The following is a 25,255-nucleotide window of genomic DNA, read 5'->3' as shown; positions in this document are numbered from 1 at the left end:
AATAATTGGTTCGATCTTGTAAAGATCAAATATTGAGTAGTAAATAACGAATAAACATGAGATTAAAATTACATACAATATTCGATCAGTACCGCAATCTAGGCCTGCTGTTTCCTTTTTTGTAAGTACGTTTCTATTTCCGGCAAATCCAGCGCATTAAAAGTCATGTCTTTGGTTAAGCCGCCCTTTCTGGCAACGGCAATGCCGTAGTGCATATCGTGAAAACCGGCCATCTCGTGGGCATCCGGATTGATACTGAGCATCACACCCTGATTGATGGCATACTGAACCCAGCGCCAGTCGAGGTCGAGCCGCCACGGGCTGGCATTGATTTCAATCACGACACCGTGTTGAGCACAGGCATCGATCACGGCTTTGTAGTCGATGGGATACCCCGCCCGGGCCAGAAGCAGGCGGCCCGTCGGATGGCCCAGAATGGTCGTATATGGATTTTGAATGGCATTGATCAGCCGGGCGGTGGCTTTTTCGCTGCTCATCGTCAGATTGGAGTGCACGGACGCAACGACGTAATCGAACGACGCCAGAATGTCGTCGCTGTAATCGAGGCTGCCATCGCCCAAAATGTCGGACTCGATTCCTTTCAGGATTTTGAACGAACCGCCGAACTGTTCATTGAGCCGGTCGATTTCTTCGTGCTGCTGCTGGATGCGGTAGGGTTCCAGCCCCTTGGCGTAGGTGGCCGACTGGGAGTGATCGGCGATGCCAAAATAGGCAAACCCCAACTCCCGGCAATAGGCCGCCATTTGTTCGAGCGAGTGTTTGCCATCGGAATAGGTGCTGTGGTTGTGCAGAATACCGCGCAGGGCATCCCAGGTGACAAGGTCGTTGGGCGTGTGGCGCTGCGCCCAGTCAAACTCCGTACCGCCTTCCCGCATTTCGGGAACAATGAACGGAAGTCCCGTCCGCTGATAAACCGCTTCTTCGGTTTCGGCCGGAAAAGCCATGCTGGTCCTGAGCAGGGTCCAGCCCGAAGAACCGATGGTTGCCAGATGCTTTTCAGCCGCCGAATGAATAAAGGCTTGACTTTCAATCTGATCCGGGCTCGTTGTAATCACCTCAATCAGAACCTCATAGCCGCTGGTCTGACCGCGCCACACGAAAGGAGAGGAGTCAATTTCATTCTGTTCGAGATACGAAAGGGAATTAAGAAAGTCAAAAGCCGCAATCGGATCGGTGGTGCTGACGATGAATTGCACCGTATCGACTTCTTCGATTTTGCGCCGGATCTGTCCGGTAATTTCGACTCGGCTAAATTCTTTTTCGAACACATCGAGCAACAGGTTGGCCAGTGCCTCGGCTTTGTCCATGCGGAGCTTGCCGGTCTGGTTTTCCAGAAAAGCCAGTGAGTCCAGAATAGCCTGTTGGGTTTTTTCGCCAAACCCCTTGATTTTGGCAATTTCGCCATTTTCGCAGGCCAGCCGTAAATCCCGCAACGTATCGATTCCCAGTTCGCGCCAGATGACCCGGATTTTTTTAGCACCGATGCCCTTGATCCGAAACATTTCCATAACCCCTTCGGGCGTCTGGGCCAGCAAATCATCGAGGTCCTGGAGTCGGCCGGTTTCAATAATCTGCAATACTTTACCTGCTACGGATTTTCCGATTCCCGGCAACTTGATCAGTTCCGGAAACGACAATTTGGAAAGATCTTCGCTGATTTTGTCAAGATTGAAAGCGGCTGATTGAAACGCTCTGGTTTTGAACGCATCCACATCGTGGAGTTCCATCAATTTTGCGGTCAGTTCCAGAATATCGATAATTTCGGTGTTGGACATGGTGGTGGTTAAAAGGCGGTTTTTGTGACCAGAAAATCAAATAAGTTTACTTACAGTCCCGCTGCAAAAGAAAGTTGGCCGAACGCATGGTTTATGTTTCGAATCTCAGTAACTTAAATTCTCCAACAATCGTAGCTCCCCTACATGGACACACGCGACCCTCATCTTTGGAAGCAGGCGAAAGCCCGGGCTGGCTTTAAAATGCATCTGCGGACTTATCTGTTTGTCAATGTTGTTCTCTGGCTGATCTGGCTGATTATCTTTTTAGTTTTTCGGGAAAGGTGGGGTGTGTATCCCTGGCCGATCTGGACAACATTGGGCTGGGGAATCGGCTTAATCTCTCATTACTTCAGTGTTTACCACGGCTTTAACGAAAAAAGTCTGGCCGAACGCGAATATGAAAAACTCAAACGTACCCACGGACTTTAGTCCGTCAGATCCTAGCATGATCAGCCACTGGCAATATATCGAGAATCTCACGGACTAAGCCCGTGGGTACGTCAGACGGCAACCGGCGCTTTAATCGCCGGATACGGATCATAGTTCTCCAGCTTAAAATCTTCGTATTTGAAATCAAAAATCGACTTCACGGCCGGATTGATTTTCATGACCGGTAGGGGGCGCGGTTCGCGGGAAAGCTGCAGGTTGACCTGGTCCAAATGGTTGAGGTACAGATGCGTATCACCGCCCGTCCAGATGAACTCATGGGCTTCGTAGCCACATTCCTGAGCAATCATCATCGTCAGCAGCGCGTAGGAGGCAATGTTGAAAGGAACCCCCAGAAACACATCCGCACTGCGTTGGTATAACTGGCACGAAAGCCGGTTTTCGGCGACGTAAAACTGAAACAAAGCGTGGCAGGGCGGTAAAGCCATGTTCGGAACGTCGGCCGGATTCCAGGCCGAAACAATCATCCGGCGGGAATCGGGGCGGTATTTCAGTTGCTTCAAAACGTCCTGCAACTGGTCGATAAGCATGCCGTTGGGGGCTTCCCAACTGCGCCATTGTTTGCCATAAACGGGCCCTAGTTCCCCGTTCTCGTCCGCCCATTCGTCCCAGATTTTAACGCCGTGTTCGGTCAGGTAATTGATATTCGTATCGCCTTTGATAAACCACAGCAATTCGTGAATAACCGACTTGAGGTGGATCTTTTTCGTGGTCACCAGCGGAAAGCCTTCCTGTAAATCAAACCGCATCTGGTAGCCAAAAACGCTGAGTGTACCGGTGCCGGTTCGGTCGGTTTTACGGGTTCCGTTTGCCAGAATATGGCGAAGCAGGTCATGGTATTGTTTCATGGTGCCAAAATAAAAAAAGGCTTTCGGGTTCAAAAGCCTTGAAGCATATAAAAGATTTTGGAGCGGAGCGAGTCGACCAGAGAAAAAAGACAAAACCTTCGTAATCTGACTACTAACGACCGGTTTTTCTCATGGCTCTGGTCGGTCCTCCCGAATCTGTTTTTTATTTCTCAATGGTCAGCGAATAGCTGATGCTGGCTGTTGGCCGGAGCTGGGCGGTTGCCGAACAATATTTATCCATCGACAGGTCGATCGCCCGGCGGGCCTTGTCTTCGTCCAGATCGCCTTTTAACGTATAATGCAGGTGAATGGTTTGAAAAGGAGCGGGAACGGTATCGGCGGGCCGCTGCCCTTCAACGGTAATGCGGAAATCCTCGATTACCTGGCGTTGTTTTTTCAAAATCAGAATCACATCGATCGCGCTGCATCCGGCCAGACCCATCAGCAGCATTTCCATCGGCCGTGCTCCGGCATTGTGGCCGCCGATGTCGACAGCGCCATCGATATGGATGGGCACATCAGAAACACCGGTTGCTTCAAAATGGAACGCATCATCGACCCGGTTTAGCTCCACTTTCATCGTTTTTAATGGGGGAGAAACGGTATTGGATTGCTCACTTTGCATGGTTTTTTCGTTAATGGTATACCTACCGGCTACAAAATTGGTAGTTTCTTATAAATTACGTAATTTCACTCGAATAAATTCCTGACAATCATGTCGGACCGACTATTTGATTTAAAAAACGACCGGCGGTTCAGCGTCTATTTATACCGCGCCGGGTTCGGTTTTTGGCTGCTGTATATTCTGATGGGTGCCCGGTTCATGCGGGAAATTTCCGTCTACCGGACCGACTGTGCGGTGTTCTCCTTCTTTTTAATGGTCATGGCCCTGTCCGCTTCGATGTACTATGATTACCACCATCATCCCGCCGAGTTTGAGCAGAAAAAGAAATGGCTGATTGTGATGTATCTGGTGTTGGCCGGGCTGATTTACGTCTTCATTCTACGCAAAGAACCGCTGAATCTGGCGGAATTATTACCCCATTTTTAGGATTTCATCACTTTCGTAATCTCATTCAGCCGCTCCATTTTGTGCTGAAAATCGCCCTTTAGCCGGTTGCGAATCGCTTGCAGATTGTCCAGCGTTTCCTGAAGGGAATCCGGCAGAATTTCTTCCAGCACTTCCCGAAACCGTTTGGCGAAAGTCGGCGATTTTCCGTTTGTCGAAATGGCAATTTTCAAATCTCCTTTTTTGACAACCGAACTGAGGTAAAAATCGCACAAATCGGGCGTATCGGCCACATTGACCAGAATGCGACGGGTTTTGCAATCGACCTGGATCTGACGGTTGACGGCTTTATTATTGGTGGCGACAATAACCAAATCGTTGTTGTCCAGATGGTTGGGAGAATAGAAAGCGTAAATCAGCTGAAGATTAGGATGTTGACCGGCGAGGTCGACGATTTCCTGGCGTATTTCAGGCGATACCAGCGTAACGGGCGCATGGGGGGCGTTGGATAACAAAGCCGTCACTTTCTCCAAACCGACATAGCCTCCGCCCACCACCAGCGTTTGCAGGTTTTCAATTTTTACGAAAATCGGGAAGAGGGTGTTCATACAGCAGCAGGAAAGGAATGGTGATAGGAACGCGGATTGAACGGATGTAACGGATAAAAAGCGGATAAATCTGTGTAAATCCGTTACATCCGTTCAATCCGCGTTCCTATCAAATTATTCATTATCAGCGATGGACTGCTGTAAATCAGTTAGTTGTAATTCCCGCAGCCGGGCAACTTCGCCGACGACGATGATGGCCGGGGAGCTAATCCGGGAGGTGGACACTTGCTCCAGAATGGTCGATACGTTTCCGGTAACGACCTGTTCTTCGGTCAAGGAACCGTTCTGGATGATCGCAACCGGCAAATCGGCTTTGCCGCATTCGCCGAAAACCGTCATGATTTCGGCCAGTTTGTGCATGCCCATCAGAATCACCACTGTAGCTGTCGATTGTGCGGCCAGGTGCAGATCCTGCGAGAGTTGACCGGTTTTTGTAGTGCCGGTAACCACCCAGAAGCTCTCACTGACCCCGCGTGTGGTGAGTGGAATTCCTGCCAGCGCCGGAACGGCATAGCTGCTCGACAAACCCGGTATTACTTCCGTTTCAATACCGTGTTGCCGGGCGTATTCCATCTCCTCATACCCGCGCCCGAAAATGAACGAATCACCGCCTTTCAGCCGCACGACCGTGCCGTAATTCTGCGCATAATGTACAATCAACGGGTTGATTTCTTCCTGCGTACACGAGTATTCGTTCAACCGTTTGCCAACGTAGACTTTTAAGGCATCCGGCTTGCAATAATCCAGTAAATCGGGGTGCACCAACGCATCGTACATGACCACATTGGCCTGCTGTAAAGCTTTTACACCCTTTAAAGTTATCAAATCCGGATCACCGGGACCCGCACCTACCAACGTTAATTTCATGAATAACGAGTTAAGCGTTAAGAATTAAGAATTAAGAGTTGGCTGACGCATACAACTCTTAATTCTTAACTCTTAACTCATCATTTCTTAGCTGTCTTTGGCAATGACCAGTTCGCGCAATTCCGGCAGACCATCCTGTTCAATCTGGCGTTCGCGATACGCTTTCACGTTCTCGATAAAGGACTCGGCCTGGGTGATGAACAAGCGGGCGAATTCTTCCGTTGGTTCATTTTTATTAATGCTGAAAACCAACGCTTTAAAACCGCCTTCTTCAGTATGAAATCCTTTTTCGCCAATGAAGTTTTTGTCGAAATCACTCACAACACCGTGTTGGGTATTGGTATTGATATCTTTCGTCATCAAACTGCCTTTCGCGCCGGTAATGAACACATTATAAGCGTGATAGATGGCATCGGCCCAACGGCTTTCATTAAGCGCTTCGCGCGCCCAGCCCAGTTTTTCGGCGGCTTCGGTCAGCGTGGTAGCAACGAGGTCGATCATGACACTCGCGCACTCACCAATCCCGATTTCGGTCACAAACTGTTCCGTATGATCCCAGTCCGTATAATCATCCTGTGACAGAGTTTTCAGATCGGCCAGCGGTTTCAGCAGCGTGTAGAAATAGTTTTTTCCCTGGCGGGCGTAGTAGTCGCTGTAGTATTCACCTTCGAAACCGTTGGCTTCATAATCATTCAGCAGCATCCGCAGCGAATCCGGGCCGCGCTTGGTCGGGATTTTAATGACTTTATCCCCGAATAAACCTTCGCCTTTGCCATTAAAACCGCCCCCGAGCAATACCTGCAAAGCCGGAATGACATAGGCTCCGTTTTTGACCGAACTGCTGTGGTAACCGATGTTGGCAACCGAATGCTGCCCGCAACCGTTCATGCAGCCCGAAATCTTGATCTTGATATCGCTGTTGTAAATCAGGTCGGGAAACTCGGCGGTCATCATTTTTTCCAGCACCCGCGTAATCCCGTAGCTGCTCGAAATGGCGAGGTTACAGGTGTCCGTACCGGGGCAGGTGGTAATGTCGGCTGTCGAATCGAAACCGGGTGTTGCCAGACCTAACGTATCCAGACCGGCATACAAAGCGGGCAGGTTTTCCGGACGAACGAAGCGCAGTAAATAGCCCTGGTTGACGGTTACCCGAATGTCGTCACCCGCGTATTGTTTAACCAGCGAAGCCAGCGCCCGCGCTTTGTCGGAGTGCATATCGCCCAGCAAAACGCGCAGTTGAACGGCATACCATCCTTTTTGTTTCTGTTCGAAAACATTGGTTTTCAACCAGGCCTGGTACCGCTCATCGGAATCGCCGGACGACCCCGTAGCATTCCCGATGTTCTCTGTTGCGGATTGCAACCCTGAATGAACAGATTCTGCATCCGAGCCACCCAAATCGGTGTTGATAGCATACGTTTTGTTCTTCAATGCCAGGCGTTCTTCTTCAATCCGGCGTAAAAATTCGTCCAGTCCGATGTCCTGCAACAGAAATTTCATCCGGGCTTTATGCCGCCGGGTCCGTTCGCCATAACGGTCAAAAACGCGGATGGCACCTTCAATAAACGGAATGATTTTATCTTCTTCCAGAAATTCAAAAGCGGTTTCGGCCATATAGGGTTGTGCGCCCAAACCGCCACCCACCATAACTTTAAAACCCTGTTTGCCTTCGGCGTTGATTCGGGGAACCAGACCCACATCGTGCATGTATCCGTAAGCCGCATCTTTTTCGCTCGACGACAGGGCAATTTTGAACTTCCGGCCCATTTCCTGGCAGATCGGATTACGAAGCAGATAATCGAAAATAGCGTAGGCGTAAGGCGTTATGTCGAACGGTTCATCGGGATCGATACCCGCTTTGGCCGAACCCGTTACGTTTCGCACGGTATTACCGCAGGCTTCGCGCAGGGTAATTTTAGCGTCCTCCAGATCCGACCAGAGTTGGGGCGTGTCGGCCAATTTTACAAAGTGAAGCTGGATATCCTGCCGCGTGGTGGCGTGCAAATTACCGGTGGCGTATTTATCGGAAATGTCGGCTATCCGAATCAACTGATCAGCGGTAATCCGGCCGTAGGGCAACTTGATCCGGATCATCTGGACGCCCGGCTGGCGTTGGCCATACACGCCACGTCCCAGCCGAAATTTCCGAAAGTTTTCTTCCGGCATGTCGCCCGAAGCAAAACTGCCAATTTTTTCCTGTAGAACCAGAATGTCACGTTTGGCGGCTGCACTGACGTTATCGGTGAATTGAACAGACATAATCGATAGCTTTAGTGAGATAGTCGATAGAATTAAAAGACTAATATTTTGAATAAAAGGCCGGTTTGAATTCCGGCACTTTAGGGTATGGTTTACATACAAATGTACGTCTTTATGAGTTCCGTTTCCGGGGCAAAGCGGCCTACTTTTTATTATGCGTTATAACTTTGGGTTATAGAACGAAACCGCTTTAAAAAAGCAAACCCGATCCTTTGAAAAAGGATCGGGTCTTGAACTGTCGGTCATAGCCAAAAGAATTATTCGGCTTCCCCTTGCAGCATCAGGGCTCCAACCGTTACGTTCGAGGTTTCATCGATCAGGATAGCACCCCCGTTGACCCGGTTCTTGCTATAAGGATCAAAGCTCACCGGTTTGGCGGTTTTCAATATGACGCGGGCAATGTCGTTCAGTTTCAGGCTCTCGACGTCTACGGTTTCTTCGTAGGTGTTTACATTCAGCTGGTAGACAATTTCGCGCACGGCGCATCGCGTCCGGAAAGTGCCGTGTTGAAGTGTGTATTTGCTGCCCACTTTCAGTGGTTTGGAATCCATCCAGCACAGGAGTGCTTCGACATTCTGGCTGACAATCGGCAAGTTATCCGACTTCACGATGAGGTTTCCGCGGCTGACATCGACGTCATCGGCCAGATGCAACACCACCGACATCGGAGAAAAAGCCTCGTCGTAGTGCGTTTCAGCAATTTCGATGGCGTCGATCGTCGACGTTTCACCGGTTGGCAAAACCGTTACCGCATCACCCTTGCGGAAAATACCGCTGGTGATTTTTCCGGCGTATCCCCGGTAGTCGTGCAACTCAGCCGTTTGCGGGCGGATGACGTACTGAACCGGAAAACGGGCGTCCGTGAGGTTTTCGTCCTGGTCGAGCACCACGGTTTCGAGGTAGCTCAGCAACGGTTCGCCTTCATACCACGGCATGTTGACTGACTTATCCACCACATTGTCGCCGTTCAATGCGCTCAGAGGGATATACGTTACCTCACCGACATTCAGTTTCTGGGCCAACTCATTGTAATGAATACAGATATTCGAGTAGACGTCCTGCGAATAGCCCACCAGATCCATTTTGTTGATGGCAACCACCAGGTGCGGAATTCCCAGCATGGAGGCAATCAGCGAATGCCGGCGCGTCTGTTCCACCACCCCGTGACGGGCATCGACCAGTACAACCGCCAACTGACAATTGGAAGCGCCCGTCACCATGTTGCGGGTATACTGAATATGACCCGGTGCGTCGACAATGATGAACTTGCGTTTGGTGGTCTGGAAATACCGGTAAGCCACATCGATGGTAATGCCCTGTTCACGTTCGGAGCGCAAACCGTCGGTCAAGAGAGCCAGGTCAATTTCACCGTCATCGCGGCTTTTGCTGGCGCGTTCGATGGCTTCCATCTGGTCGGCCAGAATGGATTTGGAATCGTATAACAAGCGGCCGATCAGCGTGCTTTTGCCGTCGTCGACACTGCCTGCGGTAATAAATCTGAGTAAGTCCACTTTAAAAAAGGTATTTAGTTAAAAATTCATCCGGTGTACAGATTGCTACATCGTTGACTAAAAAATGCTTCGGGTTACGGGTAATAATTTCTGTAATATCCGGGATGCTTTTGCACTTTCATACAGTACGGCATCTTCAAAATCAGTAAAAGTTGATTTTATAGCGGATTCGGTATGCTGATCTGAGATACTGGAAATGCCAACGTAACTACATAATACCTCAAACTGATTAATAATTGAGGGATGTGGTATCTTGTAATAACTTCTAAGAATGTAATAAACCGTTACGAGTGTAAGAGGACTTATATACGCCTGTATAGTTTCTCGCTCAGCTAAATCGAATATACTTGCTGAGGAGTACCAAAAAGGTTCTCTTTTGGCAAGTAAATCAATGAGGACATTCGTATCGATAAAGACTACAGGTTTCATCAATAGTGTTTTTTTACTATTGCTTCCTCTCGTGCCTGACTGAAATCATCACGAGCTAAAGCCGGAAATGATCCCAGGAGCGATGTGGTTTTAGGTGATAATGAATGCTGAGTCTGTGAATGAGGCAACGGAGAGAGAGAAAGAGATGTATTATCCTTAATTTCCACAAAGGTCAAATGCTTAAGCAACTCAATCACAAACTGAGCTTTTTCATCCGGCACTTCTATTAAAACCTGCATAGGTATCAGAATTTAAAAATATCCGCCCTTTTTCCGGTCTTCCATGGCTGCTTCCGACACCTGATCATCAATCCGGGTTTCGCCCCGTTCGCTGATGCGGGTGGCTTGGATTTCGGCAATGGCGGCTTCGAGGGTGTCTGCATCCGACTCAACGGCTGCCGTACAGGAAATGTCGCCAACCGTCCGGAAACGCACTTTCCGGATGACGATTTGGTCACTCTCTTCGGGTTGAATAACGCCTTTGGCCGTCGCCAGCAGTTTGCCGTCGCGCAGGATTAACTCGCGTTCGTGGGCAAAATAAATGCTCGGCAAGTCGATTTTTTCGCGCTTGATGTAGTTCCAGACATCCAGTTCGGTCCAGTTGGAAATCGGGAAAACCCGCACATTTTCGCCTTTGTGAACCTTGCCGTTGTAGATATTCCAGAGTTCGGGACGCTGGAGTTTGGGGTCCCAGGAGCCAAATTCATCGCGAACCGAAAAAACGCGTTCTTTCGCGCGGGCCTTTTCTTCATCGCGCCGGGCGCCACCGATGCAGGCATCGAACTCAAATTCTTCGATGGTGTCGAGCAGTGTGAACGTTTGCAACCCATTCCGGCTGGCGTTCCGGCCCGTCGGTTCTTTCAGCTTCTTTTCCCGAATCGTATCTTCTACATACCGGACAATCAGCTTTTCGCCCAGACTTTCGGCCAGCCAGTCCCGGAAATCGAGGGCTTCCTGAAAGTTGTGACCGGTGTCGATGTGAACCAGCGGAAACGGAAATTTGCCGGGCCGAAAGGCTTTCAGCGCCAGATGCACCAGCGTAATGGAATCTTTTCCGCCCGAAAACAGCAGCGCGGGCCGTTCAAACTGGCCGGCCACTTCGCGCATGATGTGAATCGCTTCCGATTCGAGTTGATCTAGGTAATCAAGTTTGTAACTCATATTGATCTCTGCTTTCCTCCGTTTATCTCTGCGTAACTTCGCGAAACAACTCTTTGAATTATATCGCGGAGTTACGCAAAGCAGAGTTTACCGGAGGGGATTATTTAGCGTGTAAACCGCATTCCTTTTTCGAATTGTCTTCCCACCACCAGCGGCCGGCCCGGAAGTCTTCCCCTTCCTGAATGGCACGCGTACAGGGCTGACAGCCAATCGACACAAAACCGCGGTCGTGGAGCGGGTTGTACGGCACATTGTTTTTGCGGACGTACGCTTTCACTTCCTCGAACGACCAGTTCATGAGCGGATGGAATTTGATCAGCTGGTGGCTGTCGTCGGCTTCCAGTTGGGTCATGGTCTGCCGGTTTTGCGACTGCTCGGCGCGAATACCGGTCACCCAGATTTTGTTGCCTTTCAGCGCCCGGTTCAGCGGTTCCACTTTCCGGATAAAGCAACATTCCTTGCGGTTTTCGATGGACTCGTAAAAGCTGAACGGGCCTTTCTCACTCAGCATTTTTTCGAGCGGTTCGCCTTTCGGATAATAGGCTTCAATTTTGGTGTCGTAGCGGCTGTTGGTTTTCTGCCAGACCTGATACGTTTCATTGAACATCCGGCCGGTATCCAGCGAAAAAATCCGGATGGGAAGGTTATTGGCCAGAATCATATCCGTAATGACCTGATCTTCATAGCCCAGACTGGTTGAAAAAACCACCTGACCGGGGAACAATTCGGCCAGTGTCTGCAAGCTTTCGACCTCGCTTTTGCCCGCCAGCAGGTCGGTCAGGCTTTCGAGTGTATGGGAAGGTTCTGCTATCATAGTATACCTACGGACTTTAATCCGTGTTTTAAAATTACGGACGAAACGGGGCCGCCCGTGCTATTTTAACGCGATGGGTTTGCCTCCTTCTTTGGCCGAACGACGGGCCGCATCCAGAATTTCCATCACAATCATATTCACTTGCAACGATGACAAATCATCCACGGATTTAGTTTCACCACGCACCACCTGCGCCAGGTAGTCGAACGGATCGGCGACCGGCGCATCGGTTTTGGAAGCTTCGAAGGGCTGCTCCGTTTTGTCGTCTTTCAACCGGATCCGCATTCGGGTGCCATCGAGCGTAAACACATAGCCGGTTTCACCGTAGACTTCCATATCCTTGCGGCTGAACGGCCAGTTCCACGACGCCTGAATAACGACCTGCGTTTTGGGATATTCCAGAACGATGGTGGCATCGTCATCGACTTTCGGATACACATCCGGTTTGATCTGTAACGTGAACGCACTCACTGTCTTAGGTCGTTCGCCCTTCAGGAGCCAGGTCGCCAGGTTGGCACCGTAACACCCAAAATCGAACAGGGCACCGGCACCGTTGGTAACCGGATCGGTCAGCCAGGCCACAAATTCCTTGTTCATCCGGCTCGGCCCGTCGTGCCCGTCGTGGACGACAATCCGGCGAATCGGGCCGATAGCACCGTCTTTTACCGCCATCTGAAACGCTTTATGGTTGCTGCCGTACCAGGTGGTTTCGTAGTTGGTTAACAAATGGATGTTGTGCTTTTTGGCTAACGCTTCCATCTGTTTCGCCTGATCGATGCTGACGGCCAGCGGTTTTTCCACCATGACGTGAATACCGCGGGGCGCACAGATTTTGACGACATTGATGTGGTTGCTGATCTCGTTGAAAGCCGTTACCGCATCCGGTTTGGTTTTGTCCAGCATTTCCTCGACCGTCGGATACACCAGACTCATTGGTAAACCGTACTGTTTCATATACCGCTCGGCCACTTCCCGATTCGGCTCGGCAATACCGACCACCTCAATAGTTGGGTCACCGGTTTTCTTTGCCCGGTTCAGAATCCAGCCAACATGTGAATGCACCAACCCGACAACGCCAACACGGAGCGGTTTTTGGGTGGTTTGGGCGTTGATTTGTGAGCTTAGAGCCATCACAAACAAAAGTACATATAGCGTGGGCATGATTGGCATGTTATTCTCCGGCTTCTTCGAGTATCAATTCATACAAACTTTCGCTAGCCCAAAAATCAGTTTTCTTAATTTTTTCAAGCAATGGACGAACTGTCGAAATTACTCCTAACCGCTTCGCCCGAAGTATTAGACCTAATGTACCCACGTATTTTTGAGAAACTGCTTCCGCATACCGTCTGGCTTTGTTGTCATCAATAAGAACATAGCATTCACCAAGTTCAGAAGCCAATGCTAAAACACTGGCTTCTCCGGCATCCATTATAGCATTTAATTTCTCCTGTTGTATTTTATTACGTGTTTCTTGAACTGTAATCCAAACCGGCAATGAAATTCCGAATTCGCGGGCAACTATCGGGGTCGTGTAAACCTTGTCGAAGCACTTATTGAGAATTTCTATTTCTCCGATTTTATCCAGTAAAATGATAGAAGATGTATCCGAAACAACAAGAACTTCAGGCATTGGCAATTTCCCGTTTGAGATCCTCCACGGAATAATTAAATACACTAAACCCAAACCGCCCCATAATTTCTATAAAAGACCGCTTGCTGATGCCGACAATATCGGCCGCTTGCCCGAGCGATACTTTGCCTTTTTCGTACAATTGCCCCGCAAAAAGCATTTTTGCCTCAAACTCCTCTAGATCAAGGTTGTCGGGTAAATTGATGGTCAGTGTTTTCATATGCCTAGCGATTTGAACTCATAACCGGAATCCCAACTACAACATTCACTGGGCCGCCGACTGCAGCACTTCCGCTGACTTGCGAACCGCCTGTTCGAAATCTTCCACCAGATCATCGGCATCTTCCAAACCGACCGAAACGCGAATCAAGCCTTCGGTAATGCCCAAAACCGCTTTCTCATCGGGTTTCAGTTTGGAGTGCGTCGTTGTGAACGGATTTGTGACAATGGTCCGCGTATCCCCTAAATTAGAAGAAAGTGACGCAATTTTCAAGGAGTCGAACAGGGCCTTTACGCGCTCAAAACCGCCTTCTACCTCAAACGTGACAATGGCGCCACCGGCTTCCATCTGGCGTTTAGCCAGTTCATACTGCGGATGGGAGGGAAGGAACGGGTATTTGACGGCGTGAACATCCGGATGTTGCTCCAGCGCCTGTGCCAGTTTTAACGCATTCGAGCAGTGACGGTCCATGCGCAGTTCCAGCGTTTCCAGACTTTTCGACAGCGTCCAGGCGTTGAATGGCGACATCGACGGACCGGTATGCCGGGCAAAAAAACGGATCGGGGCTATCAACTCTTCCGAACCGACGATAACGCCACCCAGCACACGTCCCTGTCCATCCATGTATTTGGTGGCGGAGTGAACCGAAAGATCGGCCCCGAGATCGAGGGGCGCCTGCAGAATCGGCGTCGCAAAACAGTTATCGACGTTGAGAATAAAACCGTATTTTTTCTTCAAACGAACCAGCATTTCCAGATCAACCAGTTCCAGACCGGGATTCGATGGCGTTTCCAGGTACACCATTTTCGTATTCGGCTGAATGGCCGCTTCCCATTCGGCCTCCGTGGCGTCGGCGTCCACGTACGTATACGTGATGCCCCATTTCACCAGAATCTGCGAAATAATCTGATGCGCCGAACCGAACAAGGCCCGGCAAGCCACCAGGTGATCGCCCGATTGGAGCAGGGCCGCCATACTCGCAAAAACCGCAGCCATACCGGTTGCCGTGGCAATACCGGCTTCGGCGTTTTCGAGCATGCACACTTTGTCGACAAATTCCGTCACGTTCGGGTTCGAGAAACGGGAATAAATGTTCCCTTCTTCCGATTCTTCAAACAGTGCTTTTCCCTGCTCGGCGCTTTCAAACGTGAAACTGGAGGTCAAAAACAAAGGCGTCGAATGTTCGCGGTACTGCGATTTCTTCGTCTGGATACGGATGGCTTTCGTTTGTCTTTTCATGAATGGGAATTGACAAGAGACGTTAGACAAGAAAGAAAAGAAAGAATGGCACTTGGGTACATCTTTTCTTTCTTGTCTAACGTCTTTCTCTCAAAATAAAACAGTAAAAATATTTCGCAAACTTACGATTATTACAACAACGCCGACCATGATCATCATGGCTTTTATCGGCAAACGGGTCGAAAGGAGGGCGGCAATGGGGGCGGCAATCATGCCCCCCAGAATCAGACCGATGATGATTTGCCAGTGCGTTAGCCCAATCAGGGTAACGAAGGTAAGTGAACTGGAAAGCGAGATGAAAAATTCGGCCAGGTTCACCGAGCCAATGGTGTAGCGGGGATGACGTCCGCTGGCAATCAGTGTCGAGGACACGATCGGCCCCCAGCCACCACCACCGATGGCGTCCATGGTGCCACCAAACCAGGCCAGCAGGCCGATTTGTTTGATCGGCTTTTTCTTGATCCGTTTGGTCAATGCTTTCTGAATGATCAATACGCCCAGAATGGCCGTGTAAACCGCCACGATGGGTTTGATATAGACCGAATATTGTTCCAGGGAAACCAGGACGTAAGCGCCCATACAGGCACCGATGACGCCGGGAATCAGCACGGCTTTGAACAGTTTGCTGTTGACATTGCCAAACCGCAGGTGCATGTAGCCCGAAACCCCGCTGGTGAAAATTTCCGAACTGTGAACGCTGGCACTAACAGCCGCCGGACTGACGCCCACCGTCAGCAGGAGCGTGGAAGCCGTAACGCCATACGCCATGCCCAGGGCTCCGTCGATCATCTGCGCTACAAAACCGCCCGCCAGGTAATACCAGAAATCACTATTGAATTCGAGGGTGGTCAGAACCAGCGTCAGCCGATCCAGCGTGAGGTAACTGAACAGCAGATGGCCGACAATCATCAAAGCCAGAGCCGAAGAAATATAAATGGCAATTTCGGTTCGGTTGCGTCGGCGCAGCAGCACGGACCGGGCCGGGACGTCGGGAATGAGATCAATTTCAGACTCCGGAAAAGCCGTCCGCAAAACCTTGACCTGTTCCGCAGCCGAGTCGCCCTGAACCGTTATTTTCAATCCATTCAGGTTCAGCCCGACTGGAGTGGTGGCTTCTGGCGAAGAGTCGGAGGCTGAGATAGATTGCATAAGTAATTAGCTATATATAGTTAGTAGAGAATTCTTCTCATGAAAAACGGCATTTGGAAATGCCGCTTGGATGATCGAATTCGAATACAAAGGTGGGCAATGTGTTGTATTAAAGCAAGAAAATTGACCCGATTATTCTGTATTTGATTCGTTAGGTATGATTTTTCTTATTACCTATTTTCACTAGTTCCTTATCTAAAAGTTACGGGGAAGTACCGGTTTCAGCGTCCTTACTCGCCACCGGCAATGGGATCGGGTTTATTGTCCGGATCATTCCTGACAAAACCGTTGGTGGGAATCGCCCGCCCGCGAATCAGCAATAATCCGGCTACGTGCGGAGAGGCCATCGAGGTTCCCGACAAGGTCGCGTATTTGCCATTTAAATACGTCGATGTGATCCGGACGCCATATGCGCAAACGTCGACCGTGGGGCCAAAATTGGAAAACGAAGCGAAACTTCCGGTTTGGTCCATGGCCGAAACCGTAAAAACATTCGCGTGGTCGATGTTGGCAGGCGCGAATTTCTCGGCCGATTCGCCATCGTTACCGGCCGCAATGGCAAACAGAATTCCCTTATCAGCCGCCTGTTTGATGACTCGCTCGAGTGTCGTTGAGGTGCCCTCGCCCCCGATGCTGATGTTGACGACATCGCCGGCTTTGCCATTCGTAGAAACGTGCGAAACCGCCTGTACCAGCGCCGACAGTTTGCCTTCACCCTCATTGTCGAGCACCCGAAGTCCAACTAACGTGGCCCCCGAAGCGACGCCGGTGATGCCGATGGTATTGTTTTTGGCACCGATAATACCGGCAATGTGGGTTCCGTGACCATTTTCGTCATCGGCGGTTTTGCCGGTCAGAAATGATTTGCTGCGGGCCGCATCGACGTTCAGATCGGGATGATCCAGGTCGATGCCGGTATCGAGAATCCAGGCGGTTTTATTGGGATTCAGATCGCCACGCCCGTACCCGGTTTGCTTCACATTCCAGGTCAGCGTCGACGTAACGGCCACATCGACGCAGCTGCAAAGGGATATAATCCGATCCGGTTCGATCAGCTCGACCGCAGGATCGGCCTTCAATTGCTCGGCGGCACTGGCGTTGATGTGCGCCAGAAAGCCGGTTGATTCGCCGGAAAACAGCACCTGCGCATTTGGATCGGTCAAACCGTGACCCGTCAGAAGCTGCTGGACGGCCGCACCGACCCGCGCATTGGGCGCAACCGGCAAACCCTCCGTTGGCTTGTAGGTAACGATATAAGCACCCGCAATCGCCTGCCCGTTGTTGACCGACGATTTGACCAGACAGTCGCCCGCCGGACCAATGTCCTGGTCGGATTGACAGCCGATGAGCAGAGAAAAAAGAGCGACATTGAACGTCAAGGCCGCGAAGGATGACCACCGCATGAAAAGAAATGGTAAGAAAGCAGAAAATGAAAACGTAGCGGTAGGTCGATAGTAAAGTCAGTCAATTTGAACCTATACTAAAACGAATGCGAAAAACGAAAATTGTTCAGATTTTCTGACGACTTCGATTTTGTAAGAAATAACCCGGAATAGTAGAAAAAGCCGTTAATTTGCTTTTCAGCGTATAATTTGTCCTCATGAAAAATCGACTAGCCGTTGGGATTATTGTTGTCCTTTTCGGTCTGAACCTACCGGCATTTGCCCAGGATACAACCTTAACCGTTCGAGCCATCGAAGGCCTGAAATATGATGTCCCGCGCTTCGTGGTCAGGCCCGGAACCCGGGTCAATCTGACGCTGGATAATTACGATGATATGGCTCACAATCTGGTAGTTACGCTGCCAAACTCGCGGTTGCGGGTCGTCAATACCTCGTTGACACTGGGCGATCAGGCCGTGAAACTGAATTATGTTCCGCGCACCCCGGATGTGGTGGCCCATACGGTGGTTGTTGAACCCGGCAAGTCCGACAAAATCAGTTTTTTACTCACGCAGGAAGGGATTTATGCGTATGTCTGTACCCTTCCCGGCCACGGTTTTGTCATGTACGGGGCTATTTACGTGACTAAAAAACCGGCTTCCGTTCCGACGCTGGACAAAGATCCGAACGTGGCCGCCAACCGCAAAGATGATGCGGCCGGTCATGCGGGTCACCAGCCCGATCATCCGTATGTGTTGACCTACCCGGCCATTTACCGCACCTTCATGCCGGACTCCGGTCCCGCGTCCATCGCCGTCGGATTGACGCCCAGGCAGGCCTATTGCTGGGATGCGGGCGCGTGTCGGTTGCGGTATGCCTGGACGGGTGGCTTCATCGACCAAACCGATCACTGGGATGGCAACGGCAAGAAACCGACGCACGTCATCGGCGATGTTTATTTCCGGGATCAGGGCGGTTTTCCGATCCGGTTTGGTACCGCCGACCGCTTGCCCGAGGTTCATTTCAAAGGCTACAAACTGATCAATCGCTACCCGGAATTCCGGTATACGGTGAACGGCATCGAAGTTCGGGAGATGATCAAACCGCTGCCGACGGGCCGGGGCCTGATCCGGCAGTTTACGCTGGGTTCGGTGGCAGGACCGGTTTATTTCCGGTGCAAATCCGGCGATGGGGTGAAATACCGCCCGTCGGTGGGCAAAATGCAGGACGGCATGGTGCGCCTGCCGGTGGGAACCAGAACATTTACAATAACGATGACCGCGGAATGAAAACGATACCTACGATAGTGATGGGAACAGGGATACAACGGATTAAGCGGATTTTAACGGGATTTTTTTATCTGTTTTTATCCGTTCAATCCGCCCAAGCGAGCGTCGCCCCGGCCGCGTTCCCATCCAGAAGCTTCCCTGCCGATACGATCACGGATTATTACGAAGTGGAAACCATCCGGATGCCCAAAGGGCTGACGGCGGAAACCGATGGTCTGGCGATCATGCCCGACGGCCGGATTGTCGCCGGGTTTCACCGGGGGGAGATCATGCTGTACAATCCCAAAACGAAAACCTGGAAGCTTTTTGCCGAAGGAATTCATGATCCGTTGGGAATTCTGGCGATCAGCAACAGCGAGATTCTGGTCATGCAACGGCCCGAACTGACCCGCATCAAAGATACCAACGGCGATGGCGTGGCGGATGAATACCTGACGGTGACGGATGACTTTGGCCTGTCGGGCAATTACCACGAATTTGCTTTTGGTCCCATTAAAGATAAAAAAGGAAATCTTTACATCGCGCTGAATTGCGCGTCGAACGGGGCCGGTATTTTTCCGGAAGTTCGCGGCAAACTGGACACGCTTGGCCGACCGGGGCGCATGTATTCGGCGGTTCCGTACCGCGGCTGGATCATGAAATTGACGCCCGACGGCAAGCTGCACCCGTACGCCAGCGGTTTTCGGTCGCCCAACAGCATCGGTTTTGACGCCAATGGCAATATGTATGCCGCTGATAATCAGGGCGACTGGTTAGGGACGAGCAAGTTGTACCATGTTGAGGAAGGCAAGCACTATGGTCATCCGGCGAGTTTGTTGTGGAAAGACGGTTTTCCGCACGTAACGCCGTCAAAATTGCCGGTGAAAATGCTGGACAGCATCAGAACCGTCGAAAGTGTCGCGTTTCCCCACAGCCGGATTGCGGATTCTCCAACGCAGCCGGTGCTGGACAATACCGGTGGAAAATTCGGTCCGTTTGCGGGAAAAATGCTGGTCGGCGAGATGAACCATCCGTACCTGGTGCGGCTGATGCTCGAAACCGTCGATGGGCAGATTCAGGGGGCCTGTGCGCCGTTTCTGGTCGGAAGCGGTTTGCACAAAGGCAATAACCGGCTGGCTTTTGCGTCCGACGGAAGCCTGTGGATCGGTCAAACGGACCACGGCTGGGCGGGCGACCGCGGCATTCAGCACGTTCGCTGGAAGGGAAAAGTGCCGCTCGATCTGGCCGATATGAAACTGACGCCAACCGGTTTTGCGCTGACCTTTACGCAACCGCTCAGTGCGGATCAGGTGAAGCAACTCACTAATTTTCAGTTCAAACGGTATTATTACGAATACCACGAAGCGTATGGTTCGAAGCAGTTTGATGTGCAACCGGTGGCGGTTACAAACGCCGTTCTCTCGCCCGATGGCCGAACGGTGACGCTCAAACTGGCGGAATTGAAAGCCGGATACATCTACGAACTCGAACTGGGTAATCTGCGCTCCACGACCCAACAGCACCTGATGAACCACCTGGTTTGCTACACGCTCAACCGGCTGATCAAAGACCGGAAAATGTAGGTTATCGTTTCCGGGGAATGAACTGTACCCGACCCGCCTTTGGCACCTGTGTTTCGGCAATGGGCTGGCCAAAACGCGCATATACTTCCTGAACGCAGGCTGGCTCCAGAAGATCAGGATACAGGTTGATCCCGGCAAAGTCGTAGCGACGGTAAAGCTTGGTCAAGTACGCCCAATCGACGCTTTGACAGTTGCACAAACCGGTGCCGGCCGCGTTTTCACAGTTGCCGGGCAGAACCCGGGCCCAGTCAGCGACTAGAAAAGACTGTATCTGATCAATATGAAGCCTGCCGCCGTAATAATGCCCAACGGTTTTTTTGCCATGATAGCGTCGGTAGGTCGAAACGGATGCTGTTTTGGAATAATACGGGCATAATCCCTGGTTTTGCCCCGTGCCATTTCCGCCGACAATGCAAAAAGGCCAGTCGAGGACGGCCTCACCGGGTTGCTGCCTGACCAGATCCATGTAGTTATAAAAGGTATCGTCGACTTTAAAAGACAAAACCGTACTGTCCGATCGGATCCGGTAGGCGGTGAAGGCTTCCATACCGGCCAGGAGGGCTAGCACGGCCAGGAGGGAGGAATGAAGGCCCGAACGGAACGGCGACGGAATGTGCAGGGCCATCAGGCCGAAAATAACCGGGTAAATCATGGTTGAGCGTTCCCCGTTGCGGTGATAGATAAACCACGGAAACAGCTTCAGGGTTGGAATGTGAGTTGGATGGTAAAACAAACATAACGTAAACAAAACCAGCAACGGAACGAAAATTGTGTATTGCTTGCGGGCGTACCAGAACCCCGTTATTCCTGCCAGCAGAATAAACCAGCCCGGACTTCCCCCACTATACGTTTCATACAGGTTTCTAATCCAGGGCGAAAAGGGGAAATCAAACGTATTGAAACCGGGGAAGTGCGGAATCAGCAACCGCAGGGGATGCGACCAGATTTCCTGCTGAGGAGGCATGGTTTTGAAATTGTATTTTGTTGCCGTCAGAAAGATTTCGACCGACAGGGGGACGTATAGATAAGCGAAAAGCAGTAGTAGCCCCAGCAGTATCGCTACACTGCCGGGGGTGGCCCGGTAATTTGTTGAAAGCCAATCTGCTATCTTGTTTTTTAGCTGAGGATATTCTCCCCCATATCCCCGGTAAGCGGCAACCGATCCTACATACATGATCGACAAAAAAGCCGATGCCAGGGAATAACCGGTGGTGTAGGCGGGTTCTTGCCCCAGAGCCAGCATATGAATCAGCATCCAGAACAGCAGAAAGCGAAGGGAAAGGGGTTTGTAAAGCACAAACCGTTTAACCAGCAGAAAATCGACGATTAGCGATAGGGTCGTATACTGAACGGTGGCATACCCTAAATGAACCGGGTATTTGAAAATAGCGTAAAAATTAAAGAACGTAACCATGATGGCCCCTGCGAAGGAGCGCGACGGACTGTAGCTGCGATGCAGGAGTAAAAATGAGCCGACGGCGCTGATAATCAGGCTGATTACGTAGTAGATTTGAAGTAAGGGCGCATGGTCGAAAAAGCCGTGAAAAAGGGCGTAAAAATAATCCCGTTCCCACGACCAGGGAATAAAAGCGTGATCGGTGCCGTATGGATACAGAACGTCCGTGTTGTTCAGGTCGAGTTGCGGGAGCGGAGTAAAATGCAGATTGCGATAGAAAAAATCCCCGACAAATTCGTATTGATCAACGTCTTCGCCACCGATCATCGGCCCGGAAAAATTCTGGGCCAGATAAGTCCCCAAAATGGCCGCAAGCAGAAAAAGAAAGACCAGGTAAAACGTAAAACTCAACCGAAAACGAAAACTGGAAAAAAACAAAAAGGCACGGTGAGGCAAGGTAGAAGATTCATCCATAATTAAGTTCGGTAGGCACGTTTCGAAAAATAAAGGTTAAACGGATTCCAATGATTTCCAAACCCTGCGCGAAAATGCTAATTTCGTGCCGGTATTGGTATGCCGCGGATTTTCAGCCGTTACCGATCCTTTATGTGTTTAAATTACCATCCAATGTCTGAGTACAACCACAAGAAAATTGAAGAAAACTGGCGGGCGTTCTGGGAGAAAAACCAAACCTTTCGCACTGAAAACAACACGTCAAAACCCAAATACTATATTCTCGACATGTTTCCGTACCCGTCGGGGGCCGGTTTGCATGTCGGGCACCCCCTGGGCTACATTGCTTCCGATATCGTTACCCGCTACAAACGGCTGAAAGGCTTCAACGTGCTGCACCCGATGGGTTTCGACTCGTTCGGACTGCCCGCCGAGCAATACGCCATTCAAACCGGTCAGCACCCGGCCATTACGACCGAACAGAACATTGCCCGCTACATCGAGCAATTAAAAAATATTGGCTTCAGCTTCGACTGGAGCCGCGAAGTCCGCACGTCCGATCCTAAATTCTACAAATGGACGCAGTGGATTTTTATGGAACTCTTCCGCAGTTGGTATAACAAGGAAACCGACCAGGCGGAGCCCATCGAAACCCTGATCGCTAAATTTGAAACCAACGGAACAAGCGGTATTCAGGCGGTTTCCGACGAAGATACACCCCGTTTTACCGCCGACGAGTGGAAGGCGAAACCGGAACGCGAGCAATACGAAATTACGCTTAAATACCGCCTGACCTATGTCGCCGATGCGGTCGTTAACTGGTGTGCGGCCCTGGGGACGGTGTTGGCCAACGACGAAGTAAAAGACGGCGTTTCGGAGCGGGGCGGTTATCCGGTGGAGCAGAAATTGATGCGCCAGTGGATGATGCGCATTACCGCCTACGCCGATCGTTTGTTACGCGGTCTGGATACCGTCGACTGGTCGGAGTCGCTGAAGGAACAGCAACGCAACTGGATCGGAAAATCGACGGGGGCCGAGGTGAGTTTCCAGATCGAGCAACGCGTCGAACACATCAAAGTGTTCACGACCCGGCTGGATACGATCTTTGGCGTGTCGTTTATGGTGCTGGCACCGGAACACGAACTGGTTGCCGAACTGACCACGCTGGCGCAAAAACCGGATGTCGATGCCTACGTCACAGCCGCCAAAATGCGTTCCGAGCGCGACCGGATGGCCGATGCCAAAACCGTTTCCGGCGTGTTTACGGGCAGCTACTGCATTAATCCGTTCAATGGCGAACGCGTTCCGATCTTTCTGGCCGATTACGTGCTGGCGGGCTACGGAACCGGGGCCGTGATGGCTGTTCCCTCGGGCGACCAGCGCGACTGGGCCTTCGCCAAACACTTCGATTTGCCGATCATTCCCATTCTGGATGGTCAGAAAGATATTGATAAACAGGCGGATAACACCAAAGAGGGGCGGTATATCAACTCCGGAATCATCGACGGACTGACGTATCAGGAAGCCCTGCCGGTGCTGGTCCGGTTTCTGGAAGAGCAAGGCATCGGGAAAGCCAAGATCAATTACCGGATGCGCGACGCGGTTTTCAGTCGCCAGCGGTATTGGGGCGAACCCGTCCCGGTTTATTTCAAAGATGGTCTACCATACTTGCTGGATGAACAGGATTTGCCGCTGCAATTACCGCCGGTCGATAAATACCTGCCGACCGAAACCGGTGAGCCGCCGTTGGCGCGCGCCGAAGGCTGGAAATACAAAGGAGAATTTGAGTACGAATTAAGCACCATGCCCGGCTGGGCGGGGTCGAGCTGGTACTGGTACCGGTATATGGACCCGCAGAACGATCAGGAGTTTGCCGATCAAAAAGCCATTGCCTACTGGCGCGATGTGGATTTGTACGTGGGCGGTTCCGAACATGCAACGGGTCACTTGCTGTACAGCCGGTTCTGGAACAAGTTCATGAAAGACCGGGGCTTTGTGCCGGAAGAAGAGCCGTTTAAGAAACTGGTGAATCAGGGCATGATTCTGGGCCGGTCGAATTTTGTGTACCGGCTGAATTTGACGGTAGGTGGAACGGTAAAAGCTGATTCTGGCCTTCAACCTACTTCAAAAATTCCACCTGTAGTATTTGTGTCGAAAACAATTAAAGAAATCGTAGAAAAGTCAAGTGGACCCCAAAGCTTCACCGGTTCTGCTGATTCTGATCGGGTACAACAGTACTTAGACTTTTTTGAAAATCGATTAAGTGAAATTAAGCGTGATTTCGTGGAAAAGACTCCAGGTACGCTGAATAATCTTTATACTTCTAGCTCTGCTTTTACTTCTGCCATACACGTTGATGTTAATATTGTTGACAACGATGTGCTGGATATTCAAGCATTTAAAAAATCACGCTCTGACTTAGAGAATGTCGAATTTATAACAGAACCAGATGGCAGTTACATCTGCGGGGTTGAAATCGAGAAGATGTCGAAATCGAAATTCAACGTCGTTAACCCCGATACCATTGTAGAACGCTACGGCGCTGATACTTTGCGGCTTTATGAGATGTTCCTCGGCCCACTGACCGACGCCAAACCGTGGAATACGAACGGCATCGACGGCGTGTACCGGTTTTTGAAAAAGTTCTGGCGGTTGTTTTACGAAGAACCGACCGAAACCCGCCCCGGCCGCTGGCTGGTGACCGACGAAAAACCGACACCCGCCGAGTTGAAGGTGTTGCACAAAACCATTCGGAAAGTGGCGGAGGATATCGAGCACTTGTCGTTCAATACGTCGGTGAGTGCCTTTATGGTGTGTGTCAATGAGTTGTCGGCATTGAAGTGCAATAAAAAGGCGGTTTTGCAGGATCTGGTGGTCATTCTGGCTCCGTTTGCGCCCCACATCACGGAAGAACTCTGGGCGGCTTTGGGCAACGAACCCGGCACGCTGAGCTACGCCGAATTCCCGGTTTTCAATCCGGCTTATCTGGTGGAAGATACCATCGAATATCCGGTGCAAATCAACGGAAAGGTCCGCACGACGCTGGTGTTTTCGGTCGATACCGTCGCGTCCGATATTGAAAAAGAAGTCCTGGCGAATGAGGTGGTTTTGAAGTGGCTGGAAGGAAAAACGCCGAAGAAAATTGTGGTGGTGCCGAAGCGGATTGTGAACGTGGTGATTTAAGGGG

23 protein-coding genes are annotated in these 25,255 nt (G+C 50.8%); 5 read left to right on the top strand and 18 right to left on the bottom strand.

The genetic code is table 11. The features are described from left to right. Nucleotides 1-98 precede the first annotated feature (98 nt). Nucleotides 99-1,796, bottom strand: coding sequence for a helix-hairpin-helix domain-containing protein (locus tag EHT87_RS08395; RefSeq protein WP_124905716.1), 1,698 nt, complete (start codon nucleotides 1,794-1,796; stop codon nucleotides 99-101). 144 nt (nucleotides 1,797-1,940) lie between these two features. Between EHT87_RS08395 and EHT87_RS08390 the strand changes: the two genes are divergently transcribed. Further along, complete coding sequence (locus tag EHT87_RS08390) at nucleotides 1,941-2,225, top strand: 2TM domain-containing protein (protein WP_124905714.1); 285 nt, start codon at nucleotides 1,941-1,943, stop codon at nucleotides 2,223-2,225. A 71-nt stretch (nucleotides 2,226-2,296) separates the two neighbouring features. Here EHT87_RS08390 and EHT87_RS08385 read toward each other — a convergent pair whose 3' ends face one another. Then, the gene (locus EHT87_RS08385) at nucleotides 2,297-3,091 is read right to left on the bottom strand and encodes a thymidylate synthase (protein ID WP_124905712.1); all 795 of its coding nucleotides are present in this window, start codon (nucleotides 3,089-3,091) and stop codon (nucleotides 2,297-2,299) included. A 163-nt stretch (nucleotides 3,092-3,254) separates the two neighbouring features. Then, a complete protein-coding gene (locus EHT87_RS08380) occupies nucleotides 3,255-3,671 on the bottom strand; it encodes an OsmC family protein (RefSeq protein WP_124906097.1) in 417 nt (138 codons plus the stop codon). A gap of 135 nt (nucleotides 3,672-3,806) precedes the next feature. Here EHT87_RS08380 and EHT87_RS08375 point away from each other — a divergent pair, with 135 nt between their 5' ends. Next, on the top strand, nucleotides 3,807-4,142 hold the full coding sequence (locus EHT87_RS08375; RefSeq protein ID WP_124905710.1) for a hypothetical protein: 336 nt from the start codon (nucleotides 3,807-3,809) through the stop codon (nucleotides 4,140-4,142). On the opposite strand, the gene EHT87_RS08370 is transcribed toward EHT87_RS08375, so the two are convergent. The 14 genes from EHT87_RS08370 to EHT87_RS08305 form a co-directional block, all read right to left on the bottom strand. Further along, on the bottom strand, nucleotides 4,139-4,708 hold the full coding sequence (locus tag EHT87_RS08370; protein ID WP_124905701.1) for a precorrin-2 dehydrogenase/sirohydrochlorin ferrochelatase family protein: 570 nt from the start codon (nucleotides 4,706-4,708) through the stop codon (nucleotides 4,139-4,141). The genes EHT87_RS08375 and EHT87_RS08370 overlap by 4 nt on opposite strands. Before the next feature lie 114 nt (nucleotides 4,709-4,822). Continuing rightward, nucleotides 4,823-5,575, bottom strand: coding sequence for a uroporphyrinogen-III C-methyltransferase (cobA, locus tag EHT87_RS08365; protein ID WP_124905699.1), 753 nt, complete (start codon nucleotides 5,573-5,575; stop codon nucleotides 4,823-4,825). An 87-nt stretch (nucleotides 5,576-5,662) separates the two neighbouring features. Further along, nucleotides 5,663-7,834: a ferredoxin-like domain-containing protein gene (locus EHT87_RS08360; RefSeq protein WP_124905697.1), complete on the bottom strand. Its 2,172-nt coding sequence runs from the start codon at nucleotides 7,832-7,834 to the stop codon at nucleotides 5,663-5,665. Between the two features lie 257 nt (nucleotides 7,835-8,091). Then, on the bottom strand, nucleotides 8,092-9,345 hold the full coding sequence (locus tag EHT87_RS08355; RefSeq protein WP_124905695.1) for a sulfate adenylyltransferase subunit 1: 1,254 nt from the start codon (nucleotides 9,343-9,345) through the stop codon (nucleotides 8,092-8,094). A 57-nt stretch (nucleotides 9,346-9,402) separates the two neighbouring features. Beyond that, a complete protein-coding gene (locus EHT87_RS31830) occupies nucleotides 9,403-9,774 on the bottom strand; it encodes a PIN domain-containing protein (RefSeq protein ID WP_124905693.1) in 372 nt (123 codons plus the stop codon). Continuing rightward, nucleotides 9,774-10,013, bottom strand: a complete 240-nt coding sequence (locus EHT87_RS08345) for a hypothetical protein (RefSeq protein WP_124905691.1) — start codon at nucleotides 10,011-10,013, stop codon at nucleotides 9,774-9,776. Before EHT87_RS08345 ends, EHT87_RS31830 begins: the two co-directional genes overlap by 1 nt. 12 nt (nucleotides 10,014-10,025) lie before the next feature. Beyond that, entirely contained in the window at nucleotides 10,026-10,934 is a 909-nt protein-coding gene (cysD, locus tag EHT87_RS08340) for a sulfate adenylyltransferase subunit CysD (protein WP_124905689.1), read from the bottom strand. Between the two features lie 100 nt (nucleotides 10,935-11,034). Beyond that, nucleotides 11,035-11,748: a phosphoadenylyl-sulfate reductase gene (locus tag EHT87_RS08335; RefSeq protein ID WP_124905687.1), complete on the bottom strand. Its 714-nt coding sequence runs from the start codon at nucleotides 11,746-11,748 to the stop codon at nucleotides 11,035-11,037. A gap of 60 nt (nucleotides 11,749-11,808) precedes the next feature. Beyond that, nucleotides 11,809-12,909 (bottom strand): Gfo/Idh/MocA family protein, encoded by a 1,101-nt coding sequence (locus tag EHT87_RS08330; protein ID WP_374756021.1) that lies wholly within the window; start codon nucleotides 12,907-12,909, stop codon nucleotides 11,809-11,811. A gap of 10 nt (nucleotides 12,910-12,919) precedes the next feature. Beyond that, nucleotides 12,920-13,378 (bottom strand): PIN domain-containing protein, encoded by a 459-nt coding sequence (locus tag EHT87_RS08325; RefSeq protein ID WP_124905683.1) that lies wholly within the window; start codon nucleotides 13,376-13,378, stop codon nucleotides 12,920-12,922. After that, nucleotides 13,371-13,598: a UPF0175 family protein gene (locus tag EHT87_RS08320; RefSeq protein WP_124905681.1), complete on the bottom strand. Its 228-nt coding sequence runs from the start codon at nucleotides 13,596-13,598 to the stop codon at nucleotides 13,371-13,373. Before EHT87_RS08320 ends, EHT87_RS08325 begins: the two co-directional genes overlap by 8 nt. Nucleotides 13,599-13,643: 45 nt before the next feature. Then, nucleotides 13,644-14,837 (bottom strand): trans-sulfuration enzyme family protein, encoded by a 1,194-nt coding sequence (locus tag EHT87_RS08315; protein WP_124905679.1) that lies wholly within the window; start codon nucleotides 14,835-14,837, stop codon nucleotides 13,644-13,646. Nucleotides 14,838-14,927: 90 nt separating this feature from the next. Beyond that, nucleotides 14,928-15,986, bottom strand: coding sequence for a sulfite exporter TauE/SafE family protein (locus EHT87_RS08310; protein ID WP_124905677.1), 1,059 nt, complete (start codon nucleotides 15,984-15,986; stop codon nucleotides 14,928-14,930). A 230-nt stretch (nucleotides 15,987-16,216) separates the two neighbouring features. Further along, nucleotides 16,217-17,389, bottom strand: a complete 1,173-nt coding sequence (locus EHT87_RS08305) for a S8 family serine peptidase (protein WP_124905675.1) — start codon at nucleotides 17,387-17,389, stop codon at nucleotides 16,217-16,219. Nucleotides 17,390-17,586: 197 nt separating this feature from the next. Between EHT87_RS08305 and EHT87_RS08300 the strand changes: the two genes are divergently transcribed. After that, on the top strand, nucleotides 17,587-18,657 hold the full coding sequence (locus tag EHT87_RS08300; RefSeq protein WP_124905673.1) for a plastocyanin/azurin family copper-binding protein: 1,071 nt from the start codon (nucleotides 17,587-17,589) through the stop codon (nucleotides 18,655-18,657). After that, nucleotides 18,654-20,219 carry a DUF7133 domain-containing protein gene (locus EHT87_RS08295; protein WP_229320895.1) on the top strand — a complete coding sequence of 522 codons (1,566 nt, stop codon included), beginning with the start codon at nucleotides 18,654-18,656 and terminating at the stop codon, nucleotides 20,217-20,219. The genes EHT87_RS08300 and EHT87_RS08295 overlap by 4 nt, the downstream gene beginning before the upstream one ends. A 1-nt stretch (nucleotide 20,220) precedes the next feature. Here EHT87_RS08295 and EHT87_RS08290 read toward each other — a convergent pair whose 3' ends face one another. Beyond that, nucleotides 20,221-22,089 (bottom strand): hypothetical protein, encoded by a 1,869-nt coding sequence (locus EHT87_RS08290; protein WP_124905671.1) that lies wholly within the window; start codon nucleotides 22,087-22,089, stop codon nucleotides 20,221-20,223. 153 nt (nucleotides 22,090-22,242) lie between these two features. Between EHT87_RS08290 and EHT87_RS08285 the strand changes: the two genes are divergently transcribed. Beyond that, nucleotides 22,243-25,251 (top strand): leucine--tRNA ligase, encoded by a 3,009-nt coding sequence (locus tag EHT87_RS08285; RefSeq protein WP_124905669.1) that lies wholly within the window; start codon nucleotides 22,243-22,245, stop codon nucleotides 25,249-25,251. Nucleotides 25,252-25,255: the final 4 nt, after the last annotated feature.

Source organism: Larkinella knui, from assembly GCF_003858645.1.
Classification (GTDB): Bacteria; Bacteroidota; Bacteroidia; order Cytophagales; family Spirosomataceae; genus Larkinella; species Larkinella knui.
The sequence above is the reverse complement of the archived record's forward strand: the minus strand, read 5'-3'. Positions and strand labels throughout refer to the sequence as shown.